Source organism: Bacillus sp. LQ01 (genome assembly GCF_057624735.1).
This window is the reverse complement of the sequence record NZ_JBYEZL010000006.1, coordinates 98,858-113,335: the sequence shown is the minus strand read 5'-3', so window position 1 is coordinate 113,335 and position 14,478 is coordinate 98,858. Positions and strand designations below refer to the sequence as shown.

Genomic DNA, 14,478 nt, shown 5'->3' with positions numbered 1-14,478 from the left:
TTAAAAGATATTAAATACAGCGTTTAATTGAAGTAAGCTAATAACAGCTAAGAAGATTAAACTGTATTTCATTGCTGTTTTAAATAGAGCAGATTCTTTACCAACTAGTCCAACTGCGGCACAAGCAACTGCTACAGATTGTGGTGAAACCATTTTTGCCATTGTACCACCTACTACGTTTAAGGCAACGAGTGTAGAAGGAACGATGTTTAACTGGTCTGCTGTTACTGCTTGAAGTGGTGCGAATAAAGAACCACTTGAAACTACTGAACCTGTAATGAATACGCCAATCCATCCTAAGATTGGAGAAAGAATTGGGAATGCATTACCAGTAGAAGAGAATGCAAGTCCAAGTGTAGATGACATACCAGAGTAGTTCTCTACGTAAGCTAATGCGATAACGCTACAAATTGTATATACTGGAGCTTTTAATTCTTTCATTGTTTCAATCATTAATTCTTTAACCATTTTACCTTTTACGCGGTAAACGATAAGTGAAACGATAATTGCTAGTACAATCGCAGTAGTTGTAGAAGAGAATACATCAAATTTGAAAACAGCTGCGAAAGGTGTATCAGCTTTTGTAATTGGTGTAGTTTTCATAACAGCATTATGAAGACCAGGGAACTGAATGTTAAATACTAAGTTTGCTAACGCACCATCTGGAGCAAATAAAGCTTTAATCGGTTTTAAGTTAAAGATTGTTACAAATGCAGTTAAGAATACGAATGGAGACCAAGCATATAAAATTTGATTGAATGTATGTGATACTTTAGTTTCTTGTTTTTCTTCTTTAGTAGAAGATTTTGGTTGCCAAACACGTAAGAATAATGCAAGAGAGATCATACTTACAACGGCTGCGAAAATATTAGTAAGTTCTGCGCCTAAGAAGTAAGTTACAGCGAATTGAGTAATAGCGAAAGAAACACCACTTACAAGAATACCTTGCCAAGTTTCTTTAATACCTTTAATTCCATCGACCATTGAAACAAGTAAGAAAGGTAAGATAACACTAATGAAAGGTAAAATAAGAACAGTTTGACGACCAATAGTTAATGCGTCAAGTTGAGTTAATTGTGCTGGTACTGTAACTGGAATACCCATAGCACCCATAGCACCACCAGCAATATTAGCTACTAAACAAATACCTGCTGCTTTTAATGGATTAAAGCCCATACCTACAAGTAGTGCGGCTGTAATAGCAACTGGAACCCCTAGACCAGCTGCGCCTTCTAAGAAAGCACCGAAAGAATAAGCGATTAATAATACTTGTAAACGTTGATCATTTGTAATGCTTGAAATACTATCGCGAATAATATTGAATTGCTCTGTTTTAACAGTTAATTTGTAAAGGAAAATTGCAGCGATAACGATAGTACAAATTGGATAAAATCCAGATAAAACACCGAATCCGGCAGATGCTACAGCTACTGTTGCTGGCATTTTATAAACAAATATTGCAAGGATAATAGCGACAATCACACTATAAAGACCAGCCATGTAACTTTTCATTTTGAATCCCATTAAACAAATGATGAAACAAAAGATTGGAAGTGCTGCGATTAGTGCAGATAACCAAATATTGTTTAACGGGTCATAAATTTGTGTCCAAGTACTCATAATAATGACAACTCCTATCTATTATATGTGAAGAAATTCACATTATTTGTGAAACTATTCACAATCAACTTACATGCTTAGTATATTCTCCTTCAACACTATTGTCAACGTAAAAAAGTATAATTATTCCATAATAGTGTTAAAAGAAAAGCTTTGTTCATAAAGTAGACAAAAAACACACTCAAATGAATTTAAGTGTGCTGTATAAACTATGTGCATATTATTTTGCTTATTCAGATGGCATGTTCCTTATAGGCGTATATTAGATGAAGTCTTTTATATTAAGTATAAAGTTTGATATATGCAATTATCTGTCCTATTTGATCTAGTGGGGGGAACGGTGAGTGGATTTAATAGGAAGTTTTGCACAACAATCCAACCGCTTGCAATACGAATAAAAAATAAGAAACAAATTTTTAATATCACATCATCTCTTTTTACTGAAAATTCCTTTTAGCGTAACAAAGAGGTTAATTATAGTTCAACTGCATTACGATAGGTTATCAATTATAGACGGTATTTTACAATACCGTTACTGTGCATTTCAATGAGGTGAAAATATAACAAAAAGCCTGATAAAACAACGTTTGCAAGCAAAGTATTCGTAGGCCATTATTTTGCTTTTTCGTTATATCATATAGTATAATATTCAAAATCAGCAAGGATTTTTTCCTGAATTTTTGCTGATAAAGATGGAAAAATTTTTCGGCTTTATAGGTTGATAAAGTTATGTCGTAACAGGAAATATAAGAACAGATATATAAATAAATAAAAAGAACATAAAAACGCAAATAAAAACGAAAATGAGGGGAACTTTATGAGCCAAAATCAATTCGAATGTCGTATTTCAGAAGAAGATGTACAAATGTTAAGAGCGTTAGCTCACCCACTTCGTCTACGTCTAGTAATGGAACTTATGCAAAGAGGAACATGTAATGTAACACAGCTACAGGAAGTATTAGAAATTCCACAATCAACTGTTTCACAACATTTAACGAAGTTAAAGCAAAATAAAGTAGTACGCTTTGAAAGACGAGGATTAGAAGTGTATTATCAAATCCATAATGATAAAGTAAGTGCGGTAGTAAAAACATTATTTTCTTAAAATTTGAATATTATGGAAAAAGACGTGTAGAATATACGTCTTTTTTTATTTGTCAGAAAGGTAGCGAGAGAGTAAATATTAGCATGTTAGGAAGAAATGACTATCAATCAACATGCTGCCTTACGGAATATATTCTAAAAGGAAAAGAAAAAATAAAAAGGAGTGTAGTAAGCAAAAGGAGGGATAGTAGTATGGATGTGAAACGTGTGAAACAAATCTTATCTTCTTCAAGTAGAATTGACGTTACATATGAGGGCGTACCAGTATGGATTGAGAGCTGTGATGAGCAGAAGGGGAGTGCTCAAGTGTATGATGTATCTAATCCTGGTGAGAGCGTTCATGTGGACGTGACAGCTTTAGAGGAGAAGTAATAAAAAAGACGCTTCTAATTTTAGAAGCGTCTTTTTGTTATTCCATCATATGTGCAATTTTCTTAGAGAACATAAGAAGTACTAATCCCAGTACAATTACGATAATACCGATGCTTGCGAATACTTCTAAATATCCTAAAGATTGAGTGAAAGCGGCTAATTGTCCTGCTAATAAGTTTGCGAAGCCAGTACCAGCTAACCATACACCCATTAATAATGATGCTAATTTAACAGGAGCGATTGCACTTACCATAGATAATCCGATTGGTGATAAGAATAACTCACCGATTGTGTGGAACATGTAAGTGAATACAATGAATAGTAAGTTTGCTTTCATTGTAATGTTACCTTCATCGCTACCAGTTTTTAAAACAGCTAAAGTTAGAACTAAATATCCAATCCCTAGTAAAATCATACCTAATGCCATTTTTGTTGGGATTTTCAAATCGCCATTTTTTGTTTTTGAAAGCTTAATCCATAACGCAGAAACAGGTAATGCTAGTAAGATAATGAATAGTGGGTTTACAGATTGGAACCAAGGTGTTGGAATTGTAAATCCACCAATTGTACGATCTACGAACTTATCTGTGTAAAGTGTTAAAGAACTACCAGCTTGCTCAAATCCTGCCCAGAAGAATACAACGAAACAAGTTAAAATTAAAATTGCAGCAGTACGTTTTTTCTCTTGTGTTGTTAAAGGTTTTTTCTCAATTGCTTTTGCATTTTTTTCTTTAGATTTTTTTCCTACAACAGTTGTTCCGATAGACCCTAAGTAACGAGGTGCTAAGAAATTAAAGGCAAGCTGCCCAATAATCATACCGATACAAGCTGTTAAGAAACCGTATCTATAATCTGCGAAGTAACCGCAAATGAATGGAGCGATAAGAGCTCCTAAGTTAATCCCCATGTAGAAGATAGTGAAGGCACTATCACGACGAGAATCGTTTTCGCTATATAATTGACCTAATAAAGTCGAAATATTTGGTTTGAAGAATCCGTTACCAATAACTAATAATCCTAATCCTAAGAAAAGTCCAGTTTTTGTGTTCATTGAGAATAATACAAAGTTACCAATTGCCATGATGATACCACCAATAGTAATGGCATGTCGCTTCGTAATGAAATGGTCAGTTAACCAACCACCAATAATAGGTGTGAAGTATACTAACATTGTGAAAATACCGTAAATTTGAACTGCAACTGCTTTATCAAATCCTAAACCGCCGCTTACTAAGCTCGTTGTTAAATAAAGAACTAATAAGCCACGCATTCCGTAATAACTAAATCTTTCCCACGCCTCTGTAAAGAACAACAAGTATAACCCTGGTGGATGTTTTTTTGGTGATTGTTGCTCTCCAGCTTTGTCTAATTTTAAAGCTGCATCCATTTTTGTTTCCCCCTAATCCTGTATAACGGATATTTATGTAATCATTTTAATTTACAAAATATTTAGAAGTCAATAGAATTATATGGAAATAGAAAGAAAATTTCTAAAAAAGTTCTATTTTTCTTCGACCGTTACTGTATTTTGCCCTGAAAACGAGATGATAAGCGTTTTCAAATGTAATAATTGAATTCTAAAAGAAAATAAAATAGTGATTAATCAGAAAATTTAGATTAAAACATTTATTCTGATATAAAGAAAATATATTCTATTTACTTTCTCAATATAACATATTGGGAATAAAAATACAAAACGAAATAATGTGACATTTAAGTGAATTGAAAAATAACCAGCTCCACAGAAGGGAGCTGGTTAAGGAAATATTATTTAACAAAGCGTTTTTCGATGTCATCTAATAGTAGGTTAGCGGCCATTACGCCACCAGCTGTATTCCAAATAACGTCATCAACTTTGTATGCTTTACCATTTTTTACTGCATTTAAATTTTTAAATAGAGGATCGTTTATATACTCTTTTTCTAGTTCAGATCCTTTTTTCTCATTTCCTTTATCGAATGTGAAGTAGAATAATACGTCACCATCCATAGCAGAAATACGCTCTTTAGATACGTTACGCTCTGCAAAATCATCTTTATTTTGATCTCCAGGACGTTTAAATCCAAGTTCTTTTAAAATAACACCAGAGAATGTATCGCCATGATAAATACGAACATCACCAGGCATGAAACGAACCATAGAGATTTCTTGGTTTACTTTATCGCCAAGTTTGCCTTTTAAATCTTTTATACGTGATTCGTAATCAGCTACAACTTTTTGACCTTCTTTTTCTTTATTTAATGCTTTTGCATAAAATTTGAAGTTATCTTTCCATTCACCACGTAATGTTTCTGAGAACACGGTAGGTGCAATTGCTTTTAGTTGTTCGTACACTTTTTCGTGGCGCATTTTATTACCGATAATTAAGTCTGGTTTTAAAGAAGCAATTGTTTCAACGTTAACTTGTCCTTCATCACCAACAACTTTTACATCTTTCATTTTATCCTTAATATGTGGATACCATGGGTCACCAGTCCAAGACTTTACAGCACCAACTGGTTTCACACCTAATTCAAGTAAAGCTTCAGTTCCTTCATTTGTTAAGATAACTACACGTTTTGGATTAGCAGGAACTTCTGTTTTACCCATTGCATGTTCTACAGTAACCACTTCTTTTTTATTATCTTCTTTTGTAGATTCTTCTTTGTTATTTGATTTTCCACAAGCGCTTAAAAGCATTGAAAATGCTAGTAAAAATACAAATACTGTAAACGATTTCTTCCGCATGAAATTCATTATGTACCCCCTACATGTTGAGAATATTTTTCAATAGCAAGCATGATATTAAGCCTTTATCTTTTGATTGTCAATACATATGGGTGAAAATAATTCTCATTTCCGTTGACAATGAGAATTAAGTTGAAATACACTAACAACGTATCATTATACATTGAAGGGGAAACGCTGCATGTTATTAAAAACAAATCGAGCAAAATGGATTGGATTATTTGTTGGAATCATTGCAGTCGTTATTTGTATTTGGGGAAGTATTATTTTCGGGTATACAAATACGAGTTGGAAACTAGCATTGGATGCTTTTTTCCATTTTAACGGTTCCAATGAACATATTATTATTCAAAATGTACGTCTGCCTAGGGCGTTAATTGCAGCTAGTGTTGGTGCTAGTTTAGCCATTGCTGGTTGTCTTATGCAAACTTTAACTAAGAATCCACTTGCTTCTCCAGATTTTATTGGATTAAATTCAGGTGCTGCGTTCTTCATAGTTGTAGCAATTGTAATCTTTTCAGTAACATCATTATCAGCTTTCACATGGATTGCCTTTTTAGGAGCGGCGGTTGCAGCTGTACTTGTATTTGCTTCTAGTTCTTTAGGAAAAGAAGGAACTACTCCTCTTAAGTTAACGTTAGCAGGGGTCGCAATTAGTGCGTTATTTTCATCATTAACACAAGGATTACTTGTGTTAAATGAAAAAGCACTTGAAGAGGTATTATTTTGGCTTGCTGGATCTGTGCAAGGGAGAAAGTTAGAAATTTTACAATCTGTATTCCCATATTTATTAATAGGATGGATTGCATCTCTTATGATGGCAGGGAAAGTAAATACATTGATGATGGGAGAAGACGTCGCGAAAGGACTTGGACAACGAACAATTTTAATGAAATCATTCGTGTTACTTATTATTGTACTGTTGTCTGGTGGTTCGGTTGCGGTTGCTGGCCCAATTGGATTTATTGGAATTATTACTCCGCATTTTGCGAGATTTCTTGTTGGAGTTGACCACAGATGGAGAGTGCCTTATAGCGGATTGTTAGGTGCAATACTACTAATATTGGCTGATATAGCAGCAAGATATGTCATTATGCCACAAGAAGTACCAGTAGGAGTTATGACAGCATTTATTGGAGCTCCATTCTTTATTTATATTGCACGTAAGAGAGGGCTTAGCAAATGAAGAAATATATTCCGTTTCGTATAGGAAAAGGTGAGCTCTCGTTTTTAATGTATAAACGAGCTTGTCTCGTCTTGTTAAGTTTACTAGTTGTTTTAATAGGATTATTCTTTGCGAGCGCAGGTATGGGAGACATGAAAATTGCTCCTTATGACGTATGGCAAGCAATTACTGGAAATGGCGATGCGATGTCAAATATGGTTGTGAATAAGTTTCGTATGCCACGTATTTTAATTGCTATCCTCGTAGGAATTGCGCTTGCTGTAGCAGGATGTATTTTACAAGGTCTCGTTCGAAATCCACTTGCTTCTCCGGATATCATCGGGATTACGGGCGGGGCAAGTGTTGCAGTTGTATTGTTTTTAGCTATATTTAGTGATAAAAATAATGCGCTAACTGTAAGCATTCATTATATGCCGTTAGCAGCCTTTGTTGGGGCAACGATTGTGGCGCTTTTTGTATATTTATTTGCATGGAGAAATGACGGGTTATCGCCGATTAGTCTTGTTTTAATTGGTGTGGGGTTTTGGGCATTAACGAAAGCGGCAACGACTTTGTTTATGTTGTTAGCACCAATTTATCAAGCGAGTCAAGCGAATGTATGGATTACAGGTACTGTTTATGGTTCTTCATGGCAAAACGTTATGGTGCTTGCACCGTGGGTTCTCATTTTAACGGTAATATCATTTATAGCTGCTAGACATTTAAATGCGCAAGAGCTAGGGGATGATATTGCGGTAGGACTTGGTGTTCCTTTAACGAAGTCACGCGTATTCATGTTATTACTTAGTACGGCTTTAATTGGGGGAGCAGTTGCCTTCGCCGGAGGAATTGGATTTGTCGGTTTAATGGCACCTCATATTTCACGAAGGCTAGTTGGTTCTTTATACGGTGCATTACTCCCAGTTGCAGCTATTGTTGGTGCAATTCTAGTACTTGCTGCAGATTTAATTGGGCGTACAGTTTTCACACCACTTGAAATTCCAGCAGGGGTATTTACATCAGCAATTGGTGCACCTTATTTTATTTATTTACTTTATAAAAGTCGGAATTCATAAAGGGAGATGAATATGCAAAAAGCATTGGAGACGAAACGTTTGACGTTGTCTTATGGTGAAACAATTATTATTGATGAGTTGAATTTAGAAATTCCAAAAGGTGAAATTACAATCTTTATCGGTTCCAACGGTTGCGGGAAATCAACTTTATTACGTTCACTAGCTAGATTATTAAAGCCAACAACTGGTGACATTTTGTTAGATAATCAAGCTATTCAAAGTATGCAAACTAAGCAAATTGCTCGTCAAATGGCAATTTTACCGCAAGGACCGCAAGCACCTGAAGGGCTTACAGTATTGCAACTTGTAAAACAAGGACGCTATCCATATCAAACATGGCTGAAACAGTGGTCAGAAAAAGATGAGGAAATGGTACAGAAGGCACTTGCAGCAACAGGTATGACAGAATTTGCTGAGCGTGATGTGCATGCTCTTTCAGGTGGACAACGACAACGTGCTTGGATTGCAATGACGCTTGCACAAGATACAGATATTATTTTACTGGATGAGCCTACTACATATTTAGATATGACTCACCAAATTGAGGTGCTAGATTTATTATTCGAATTAAATGAAACAGAACAAAGAACAATTGTCATGGTATTACACGATTTAAATTTAGCATGTCGCTATGCAGATAACATTGTAGCTATTCAGGATAAACAAATATATGCACAAGGTAAACCTGAAGAAGTGGTAGATGAGAAACTAGTACGTGATGTATTCCGAATGGAGTGTCAAATTAGTACGGATCCGTTGTTTGGAACACCGCTTTGTATACCTCACGGAAGAGGAAGACGTGTAGTTAAAGAAGTTGCTCAGGTAATGAGATAAAAAAACGATGAGTGATTCATCGTTTTTTTTATTTGGTACAAGAAAATAAGAGGAAGAGAGGAATACGTAAGCGACGTTTATACTCTTCTTCATTTTGAAAATAGGTTGGATTTGGTGTAGCTTCTTTTAATGATGTAATGGTAAATCCAGCTTGCTGTAATAATGTGAAATAATCTTCCGTTGTACGATGATATTTAATAACTTCTTGGTCAATCCATGGTTCAACCCGTTTGCCTAGTTTAAAGTAATCATCGACGAGCCAACTCGTTCTTTTACCACTTGTTTGTAAGCTTTCAAACGAAGAAGTAATAACGGGATGTTGAACGCTAAAGGTAAAGGTGCCATTTGTTTTTAAAGTTTGAAACACATTTTGAAAAATGGTATCAAGATGTTCAATATAATGTAAGGCGAGTCTAGATGTTACTAAATCAAAAGTGGAAGAGGGGTAGGTATAATCTTTGAGGTTTAAAAAATGAACAGATCCATTTTTATTTTCTAGTTGTTTTTTAGCTTTTTCATACATAAGTTCAGAGCCTTCAATGCCGGTGTAAGAGTAGCATCCCTTTTCTAATAATTCCGCGCCAAACTTAGCATCACCACAGCCTAAATCGAGAATTTGTTTTCCTCGTACATGACCAATGAGCTGAAAGAATACTGGTTTTTCAATGGATTCATTTGGGCTATTTTCTCGGTATCTTCGTTTCATATATTGTTCGAAAAATGCTGTGTTATTGTATACATCAGATTCTGTAAATGCCATGTTTGAAACCTCCTGAAATATTTTTTTAATTCTATCAAATATGAAAAGTAAATAATAGATTTATTGTAATGAATCATATATAATCTAAAATTGTAAGCGGTTACTTTAAACTATTTTTCTATAATAAATTCTGAAAACGTGTTAAGCTAGTAGAGGGATTATTAGAACTATTAAGACAATAATCCGCTTACATGAACGATGGGAGGCTTCACGATGTCTAGTAAAACACTTGCGAAATTTTTAGAAGAAAATTTAGAGGATTTAAAATCAAAGGGGCTTTATAACGTAATTGATCCGCTTGAGAGTTCAAATGGACCGATCATTACAATTGGCGGAAAAGAATATATTAACTTATCTTCAAACAACTATCTTGGATTAGCAACAGATAGCCGTTTGCAAGAAGCAGCAATTGGTGCTATTCATAAGTACGGTGTTGGAGCAGGGGCTGTTCGTACAATTAACGGTACTTTAGATTTGCATATTAAGTTAGAAGAAACAATTGCAAAGTTTAAACATACAGAAGCAGCAATTGCTTATCAATCAGGATTTAACTGTAATATGGCAGCGATTTCAGCTGTTATGGATAAAAATGATGCAATTCTTTCAGACGAATTAAACCATGCTTCTATTATTGATGGTAGTCGTCTATCAAAAGCAAAAATTATTGTTTATAAACATTCGGATATGGAAGATTTACGCCAAAAAGCAATTGCGGCGAAAGAATCAGGTCTTTACAATAAATTAATGGTAATTACAGACGGTGTCTTTTCAATGGATGGAGATGTTGCAAAACTACCAGAAATTGTTGAGATTGCAGAAGAGTTAGATTTAATGACATACGTAGATGATGCACACGGTTCAGGTGTACTTGGAAAAGGTGCAGGAACTGTAAAGCACTTCGGTCTTTCTGATAAAGTTGATTTCCAAATTGGTACATTATCAAAAGCAATTGGGGTAATTGGTGGATATGTAGCAGGGAAACAAAACTTAATTGACTGGTTAAAAGTTCGTTCACGTCCATTCTTATTCTCTACAGCATTAACACCAGCTGATGCAGCAGCTTGCATGAGATCAATTGAAATCTTAATGGAAAGCACAGAGTTACACGATCGCTTATGGGAAAATGGCCGCTACTTGAAACAAGGATTAAAAGAACTTGGCTTTAACATTGGAGAAAGTGAAACGCCAATTACACCTTGTATCATTGGGGACGAAGTATTAACACAAGAATTTAGTAAACGTCTAAATGAAGAAGGGGTATACGCAAAATCTATCGTGTTCCCAACTGTAGCAAAAGGAACAGGGCGCGTTCGTAATATGCCTACAGCAGCTCATACGAAAGAAATGTTAGATGAAGCAATTCTTAAGTATGAAAAAGTAGGAAAAGAAATGGGCATCATTTAAGTAACGACATCTTTTGAATAGCTTGCAAATGAGGAGTGGGGAAAATGAAAAAAATTCTAGTAACCGGTTCTTTAGGGCAAATTGGTTCTGAACTAGTAATGAAACTTCGTGATGTATACGGCGCATCAAATGTTATTGCAACAGATATTCGTGAAACAGATAGTGAAGTAGTAACGTCTGGTCCATTTGAAACGTTAGATGTAACAGATGGACAAAAACTACATGATATCGCAAAGCGTAATGAAGTAGATACAATTATTCATTTAGCAGCTTTACTTTCAGCAACAGCAGAAAAAAATCCGTTATTCGCATGGAACTTAAATATGGGCGGACTTGTAAATGCATTAGAAGCAGCTCGTGAATTAAACTGTAAGTTCTTCACGCCAAGTTCTATCGGTGCATTCGGTCCATCGACGCCAAAAGATAATACACCGCAAGATACAATTCAGCGTCCTACTACGATGTATGGGGTAAACAAAGTGGCAGGAGAATTACTATGTGATTATTATCATCAAAAATTTGGCGTAGATACGCGCGGTGTCCGTTTCCCAGGTTTAATTTCTTACGTAGCTCCTCCAGGAGGCGGAACGACTGATTATGCAGTTGAAATTTATTATGAGGCGATTAAAAAAGGTGCATACACCTCATACATTGCTGAAGGAACGTACATGGACATGATGTATATGCCTGATGCTTTACAAGCGATCATTTCATTAATGGAAGCTGATCCAAGTAAGCTAGTGCATAGAAATGCATTTAACATTACAGCAATGAGCTTCGAGCCAGAGCAAATTGCAGCGTCAATTCGTAAACACATTCCGACGTTTACAATGGATTATGCAGTAGATTCAGCTCGTCAAACAATCGCTGATAGCTGGCCAAACTCTATTGACGCAACTGCAGCAATGAAAGAGTGGGGCTTTAAAGCAGAATACGATTTAGACAAAATGACAACTGACATGCTGGCTAAGTTAAAAAAAAAGCTCACAGCTGAGTTAGTGATGAATTAATAGGAAGAGTCGATTCTTAGGAATCGGCTCTTCATTATTTTTGGGAGGAGAGAAGTCTTATGCAAAGAGTTGATGTCGTATACGCACTAATACATGACGAAGAAACAGATAAAATATTAATGGTACATAATGTAGAACAAAACGTTTGGTCATTGCCAGGTGGGGCTGTGGAAAAAGGTGAAATATTAGAGGAAGCACTAATAAGAGAAGTGAAAGAAGAGACAGGTTTAACCGCCTTGGCTGGGGGGCTTGTTGCGATCAATGAAAAATTCTTTGAAGAATCAGGGAATCATGCACTATTTTTTACATTCCGAGCGAATGTAGTAAAAGGGGAACTTATTGCGGAAGATGAAGGTGAAATTTCTGCAATAGAGTGGGTAGATCGAACAATTGCGAATGAGCGTTTCCCATACTATGACGGAGGATTTGAATCTTTATTAGAAGTAGCCATTCCATACAAGTTTCAACCAGAAACAAAGTAATTGAACGAAAAAACAGGAGCCACAAGGCTCCTATTTTCTATTCAATCGTCTTCAGTAATAGTTTTTTCAGCAATGGTTTAATCTTCAATCGTAAATCTTCAGCATGATTTGCAACTAAGAAGTGATGGTTATAAATGTTTTTCATCAATTGATAAGTTGCTTCTTTCGCTTCGCCTTCTTCGATGAAGATACCGATTACTTCCATACCACTTTTACGCGCGAGTTTAACAGCTTCATGCGTATCTAAAATTCCGTCTTGTTGATAGTCTAGCGCAGAAGGCTCACCGTCTGTGAAGACTAGTAAGAATTTATGTTTCTCAGGTCTTTTGGCAAGTTTTTCAGAAACGATACGAATAATATATCCGTCGCGGTTATCTTCTTCTTCACGAAGTTGCATAATTTCTGGACCAACGTTTGGCAACGTTGAGTTTTTATAATTTACAACTTCATGGATAACGTTCGGCTTATCTTCAGGTTTAGCGCTAGAGGCATCTTCCCAAAATCCGCTAATAGCGTGCGGGATTTTTAAAGACTTTAAAGCTTCATGGAATAGTACAACACTCTTCTTCGTTTCTTCCATTTTGTTATACATAGAACCAGAACAGTCAACTAATAGTTGGAATGCAACATCGAGTTCTTGTGACTCTTGTCCTTTTTTATAAAACATACGCGGTTGTTTTTCGGTATAAATACGAAGGAATTTCTTACGAAGTCTTCCGTAATATTTATCACTATTCGCATTCGTTTTATTTTCAATTGTTTTTTCGATAATTTTCTTTAATTCTTTTACATCTTTATTGACGACTGATTTGATAGCTTGGTAATCTTTTTTCTCATCTGAGTTTGGTTTGCGAGCTTCTTTAAAAGTATGAGAAGCACCTACATTATACTTACCGTATGCACCGTCGTGCGGGCTAGAAGCGTGTGAAGCCCTTGCTTCTTCTGTATCAGCGCCATCAAAGTTGGATTGTGTACTTTTTTGTGAAGTACCTTGTACAGAACCAAGTGCTTGGTCGCCATCTTCTGATTCACGGGCAGTATCACCCATCATATTAGTTTTTGTTCCGCTTTCTAATTCAAAGCGTAAAAAGTTCTCGTTTTCGTTATTTTTATTTTCACGATGCCATGTGGAGAAACTTTCATCCATTTTGTTTTTATTTTCATCGTCATCTATAAGCTGCGTATCATCATTTGCTAAATCTTCGACGCGACAGTTCTTTTCGTCTGCAAGGACAGATAAGTAAAGTGGAGCATGTCCGAAATAGTTGTTAAGCATATCGCTTTCAAGAAGCGCCTCTAAGCGATAGCGAATTTTCTCAACGATATACATAATATCTTCTGTATTACGTGCTTGGAATGTTTCATGTAAAATCGCTTCAATTTGCTCAAAATATTCATTATTAAACATTTCGTATTTATCGCTAGTTAATGAAAGATAGCATAGGCAAAATAGACGATCACCGTGATAATTACGAACACGGTTTATTTCATTTTGAGAGCCGAAATAATTGCGGTACATTTCTTTTCGACGTTTAAAAACATGCTTCGTGCCAGGACGTAAGTTCTTTACGATTTCCTCAACGCGTAAATCTTCTAATAGAACAAATAATTGTGTTAAAAACTTTTTTAGGGGCGATTCTTGCAATTCAATCGCATAAGAACGAATTAAAGTCATGTCCGAGTAATGTTTATTACCAAGTGCTTTTAAGAACACTTCGCTTTTTAATCCGATTACTGTATCTTCTTCTTTTCGATCATCCCAAAAGTGACTAATGACAACTTTCTTTTCAATTTCGTCGTAGTATGCTTTATAGCCATATTCAAGATAGGCATCGTCTTCTTTTAGAAGGGCATACATTAAGTTTTCCATTTGTAGAAACAGCGACGCATCAATTTTTTTGTCACTAAAAATTTGTCTCATAAA

General features: G+C 35.5%; 13 protein-coding genes. 8 read left to right on the top strand and 5 right to left on the bottom strand.

The window, feature by feature from the left end; translation table 11 throughout:
* Positions 1-1,620: an L-lactate permease gene (locus AC22L0_RS25830; protein ID WP_000109103.1), complete on the bottom strand. Its 1,620-nt coding sequence runs from the start codon at positions 1,618-1,620 to the stop codon at positions 1-3.
* A gap of 817 nt (positions 1,621-2,437) precedes the next feature.
* Between AC22L0_RS25830 and AC22L0_RS25825 the strand changes: the two genes are divergently transcribed.
* Both AC22L0_RS25825 and AC22L0_RS25820 read left to right on the top strand, forming a co-directional pair.
* Complete coding sequence (locus tag AC22L0_RS25825; RefSeq protein WP_000081428.1) at positions 2,438-2,725, top strand: ArsR/SmtB family transcription factor; 288 nt, start codon at positions 2,438-2,440, stop codon at positions 2,723-2,725.
* A gap of 191 nt (positions 2,726-2,916) precedes the next feature.
* The gene (locus AC22L0_RS25820; RefSeq protein ID WP_000382679.1) at positions 2,917-3,096 is read left to right on the top strand and encodes an acid-soluble spore protein H; all 180 of its coding nucleotides are present in this window, start codon (positions 2,917-2,919) and stop codon (positions 3,094-3,096) included.
* 37 nt (positions 3,097-3,133) lie between these two features.
* Here the strand turns inward: AC22L0_RS25820 and AC22L0_RS25815 are convergent, their stop codons facing one another.
* Both AC22L0_RS25815 and AC22L0_RS25810 read right to left on the bottom strand, forming a co-directional pair.
* The gene (locus AC22L0_RS25815; protein ID WP_000338311.1) at positions 3,134-4,483 is read right to left on the bottom strand and encodes a peptide MFS transporter; all 1,350 of its coding nucleotides are present in this window, start codon (positions 4,481-4,483) and stop codon (positions 3,134-3,136) included.
* Positions 4,484-4,863: 380 nt separating this feature from the next.
* Positions 4,864-5,832, bottom strand: a complete 969-nt coding sequence (locus AC22L0_RS25810) for an ABC transporter substrate-binding protein (RefSeq protein WP_001010274.1) — start codon at positions 5,830-5,832, stop codon at positions 4,864-4,866.
* Between the two features lie 172 nt (positions 5,833-6,004).
* On the opposite strand from AC22L0_RS25810, the gene AC22L0_RS25805 reads away from it, so the two are divergent.
* From AC22L0_RS25805 to AC22L0_RS25795, 3 genes are read left to right on the top strand one after another with little or no spacing between them, the layout of a single operon-like run.
* A complete protein-coding gene (locus AC22L0_RS25805) occupies positions 6,005-7,009 on the top strand; it encodes a FecCD family ABC transporter permease (RefSeq protein WP_000925232.1) in 1,005 nt (334 codons plus the stop codon).
* Positions 7,006-8,064, top strand: coding sequence for a FecCD family ABC transporter permease (locus tag AC22L0_RS25800; RefSeq protein ID WP_000760054.1), 1,059 nt, complete (start codon positions 7,006-7,008; stop codon positions 8,062-8,064). The genes AC22L0_RS25805 and AC22L0_RS25800 overlap by 4 nt, the downstream gene beginning before the upstream one ends.
* Positions 8,065-8,076: 12 nt before the next feature.
* Positions 8,077-8,898, top strand: coding sequence for an ABC transporter ATP-binding protein (locus AC22L0_RS25795; RefSeq protein WP_001167963.1), 822 nt, complete (start codon positions 8,077-8,079; stop codon positions 8,896-8,898).
* Between the two features lie 28 nt (positions 8,899-8,926).
* Here AC22L0_RS25795 and AC22L0_RS25790 read toward each other — a convergent pair whose 3' ends face one another.
* Positions 8,927-9,658: a class I SAM-dependent DNA methyltransferase gene (locus AC22L0_RS25790; RefSeq protein ID WP_000885978.1), complete on the bottom strand. Its 732-nt coding sequence runs from the start codon at positions 9,656-9,658 to the stop codon at positions 8,927-8,929.
* A 213-nt stretch (positions 9,659-9,871) separates the two neighbouring features.
* Between AC22L0_RS25790 and AC22L0_RS25785 the strand changes: the two genes are divergently transcribed.
* Genes AC22L0_RS25785 through AC22L0_RS25775 form a run of 3 tightly spaced genes read left to right on the top strand, consistent with a single transcriptional unit; the run spans position 9,872 to position 12,554 of the window.
* The gene (locus AC22L0_RS25785) at positions 9,872-11,062 is read left to right on the top strand and encodes a glycine C-acetyltransferase (protein ID WP_000095905.1); all 1,191 of its coding nucleotides are present in this window, start codon (positions 9,872-9,874) and stop codon (positions 11,060-11,062) included.
* A gap of 44 nt (positions 11,063-11,106) precedes the next feature.
* Positions 11,107-12,072: an L-threonine 3-dehydrogenase gene (locus AC22L0_RS25780; protein WP_000723129.1), complete on the top strand. Its 966-nt coding sequence runs from the start codon at positions 11,107-11,109 to the stop codon at positions 12,070-12,072.
* 59 nt (positions 12,073-12,131) lie between these two features.
* Positions 12,132-12,554 carry an NUDIX hydrolase gene (locus AC22L0_RS25775; protein WP_001189940.1) on the top strand — a complete coding sequence of 141 codons (423 nt, stop codon included), beginning with the start codon at positions 12,132-12,134 and terminating at the stop codon, positions 12,552-12,554.
* A gap of 37 nt (positions 12,555-12,591) precedes the next feature.
* Here AC22L0_RS25775 and AC22L0_RS25770 read toward each other — a convergent pair whose 3' ends face one another.
* Complete coding sequence (locus AC22L0_RS25770) at positions 12,592-14,475, bottom strand: vWA domain-containing protein (RefSeq protein WP_487272521.1); 1,884 nt, start codon at positions 14,473-14,475, stop codon at positions 12,592-12,594.
* Between the last annotated feature and the right edge of the window lie 3 nt (positions 14,476-14,478).

Excerpts from the sequence above, each read along its gene's own strand:
- AC22L0_RS25830 (WP_000109103.1), bottom strand. The coding sequence starts at position 1,620 with ATGAGTACTTGGACACAAATTTATGACCCGTTAAACAATATTTGGTTA.
- AC22L0_RS25825 (WP_000081428.1), top strand. The coding sequence starts at position 2,438 with ATGAGCCAAAATCAATTCGAATGTCGTATTTCAGAAGAAGATGTACAA.
- AC22L0_RS25820 (WP_000382679.1), top strand. The coding sequence starts at position 2,917 with ATGGATGTGAAACGTGTGAAACAAATCTTATCTTCTTCAAGTAGAATT.
- AC22L0_RS25815 (WP_000338311.1), bottom strand. The coding sequence starts at position 4,483 with ATGGATGCAGCTTTAAAATTAGACAAAGCTGGAGAGCAACAATCACCA.
- AC22L0_RS25810 (WP_001010274.1), bottom strand. The coding sequence starts at position 5,832 with ATGAATTTCATGCGGAAGAAATCGTTTACAGTATTTGTATTTTTACTA.
- AC22L0_RS25805 (WP_000925232.1), top strand. The coding sequence starts at position 6,005 with ATGTTATTAAAAACAAATCGAGCAAAATGGATTGGATTATTTGTTGGA.
- AC22L0_RS25800 (WP_000760054.1), top strand. The coding sequence starts at position 7,006 with ATGAAGAAATATATTCCGTTTCGTATAGGAAAAGGTGAGCTCTCGTTT.
- AC22L0_RS25795 (WP_001167963.1), top strand. The coding sequence starts at position 8,077 with ATGCAAAAAGCATTGGAGACGAAACGTTTGACGTTGTCTTATGGTGAA.
- AC22L0_RS25790 (WP_000885978.1), bottom strand. The coding sequence starts at position 9,658 with ATGGCATTTACAGAATCTGATGTATACAATAACACAGCATTTTTCGAA.
- AC22L0_RS25785 (WP_000095905.1), top strand. The coding sequence starts at position 9,872 with ATGTCTAGTAAAACACTTGCGAAATTTTTAGAAGAAAATTTAGAGGAT.
- AC22L0_RS25780 (WP_000723129.1), top strand. The coding sequence starts at position 11,107 with ATGAAAAAAATTCTAGTAACCGGTTCTTTAGGGCAAATTGGTTCTGAA.
- AC22L0_RS25775 (WP_001189940.1), top strand. The coding sequence starts at position 12,132 with ATGCAAAGAGTTGATGTCGTATACGCACTAATACATGACGAAGAAACA.
- AC22L0_RS25770 (WP_487272521.1), bottom strand. The coding sequence starts at position 14,475 with ATGAGACAAATTTTTAGTGACAAAAAAATTGATGCGTCGCTGTTTCTA.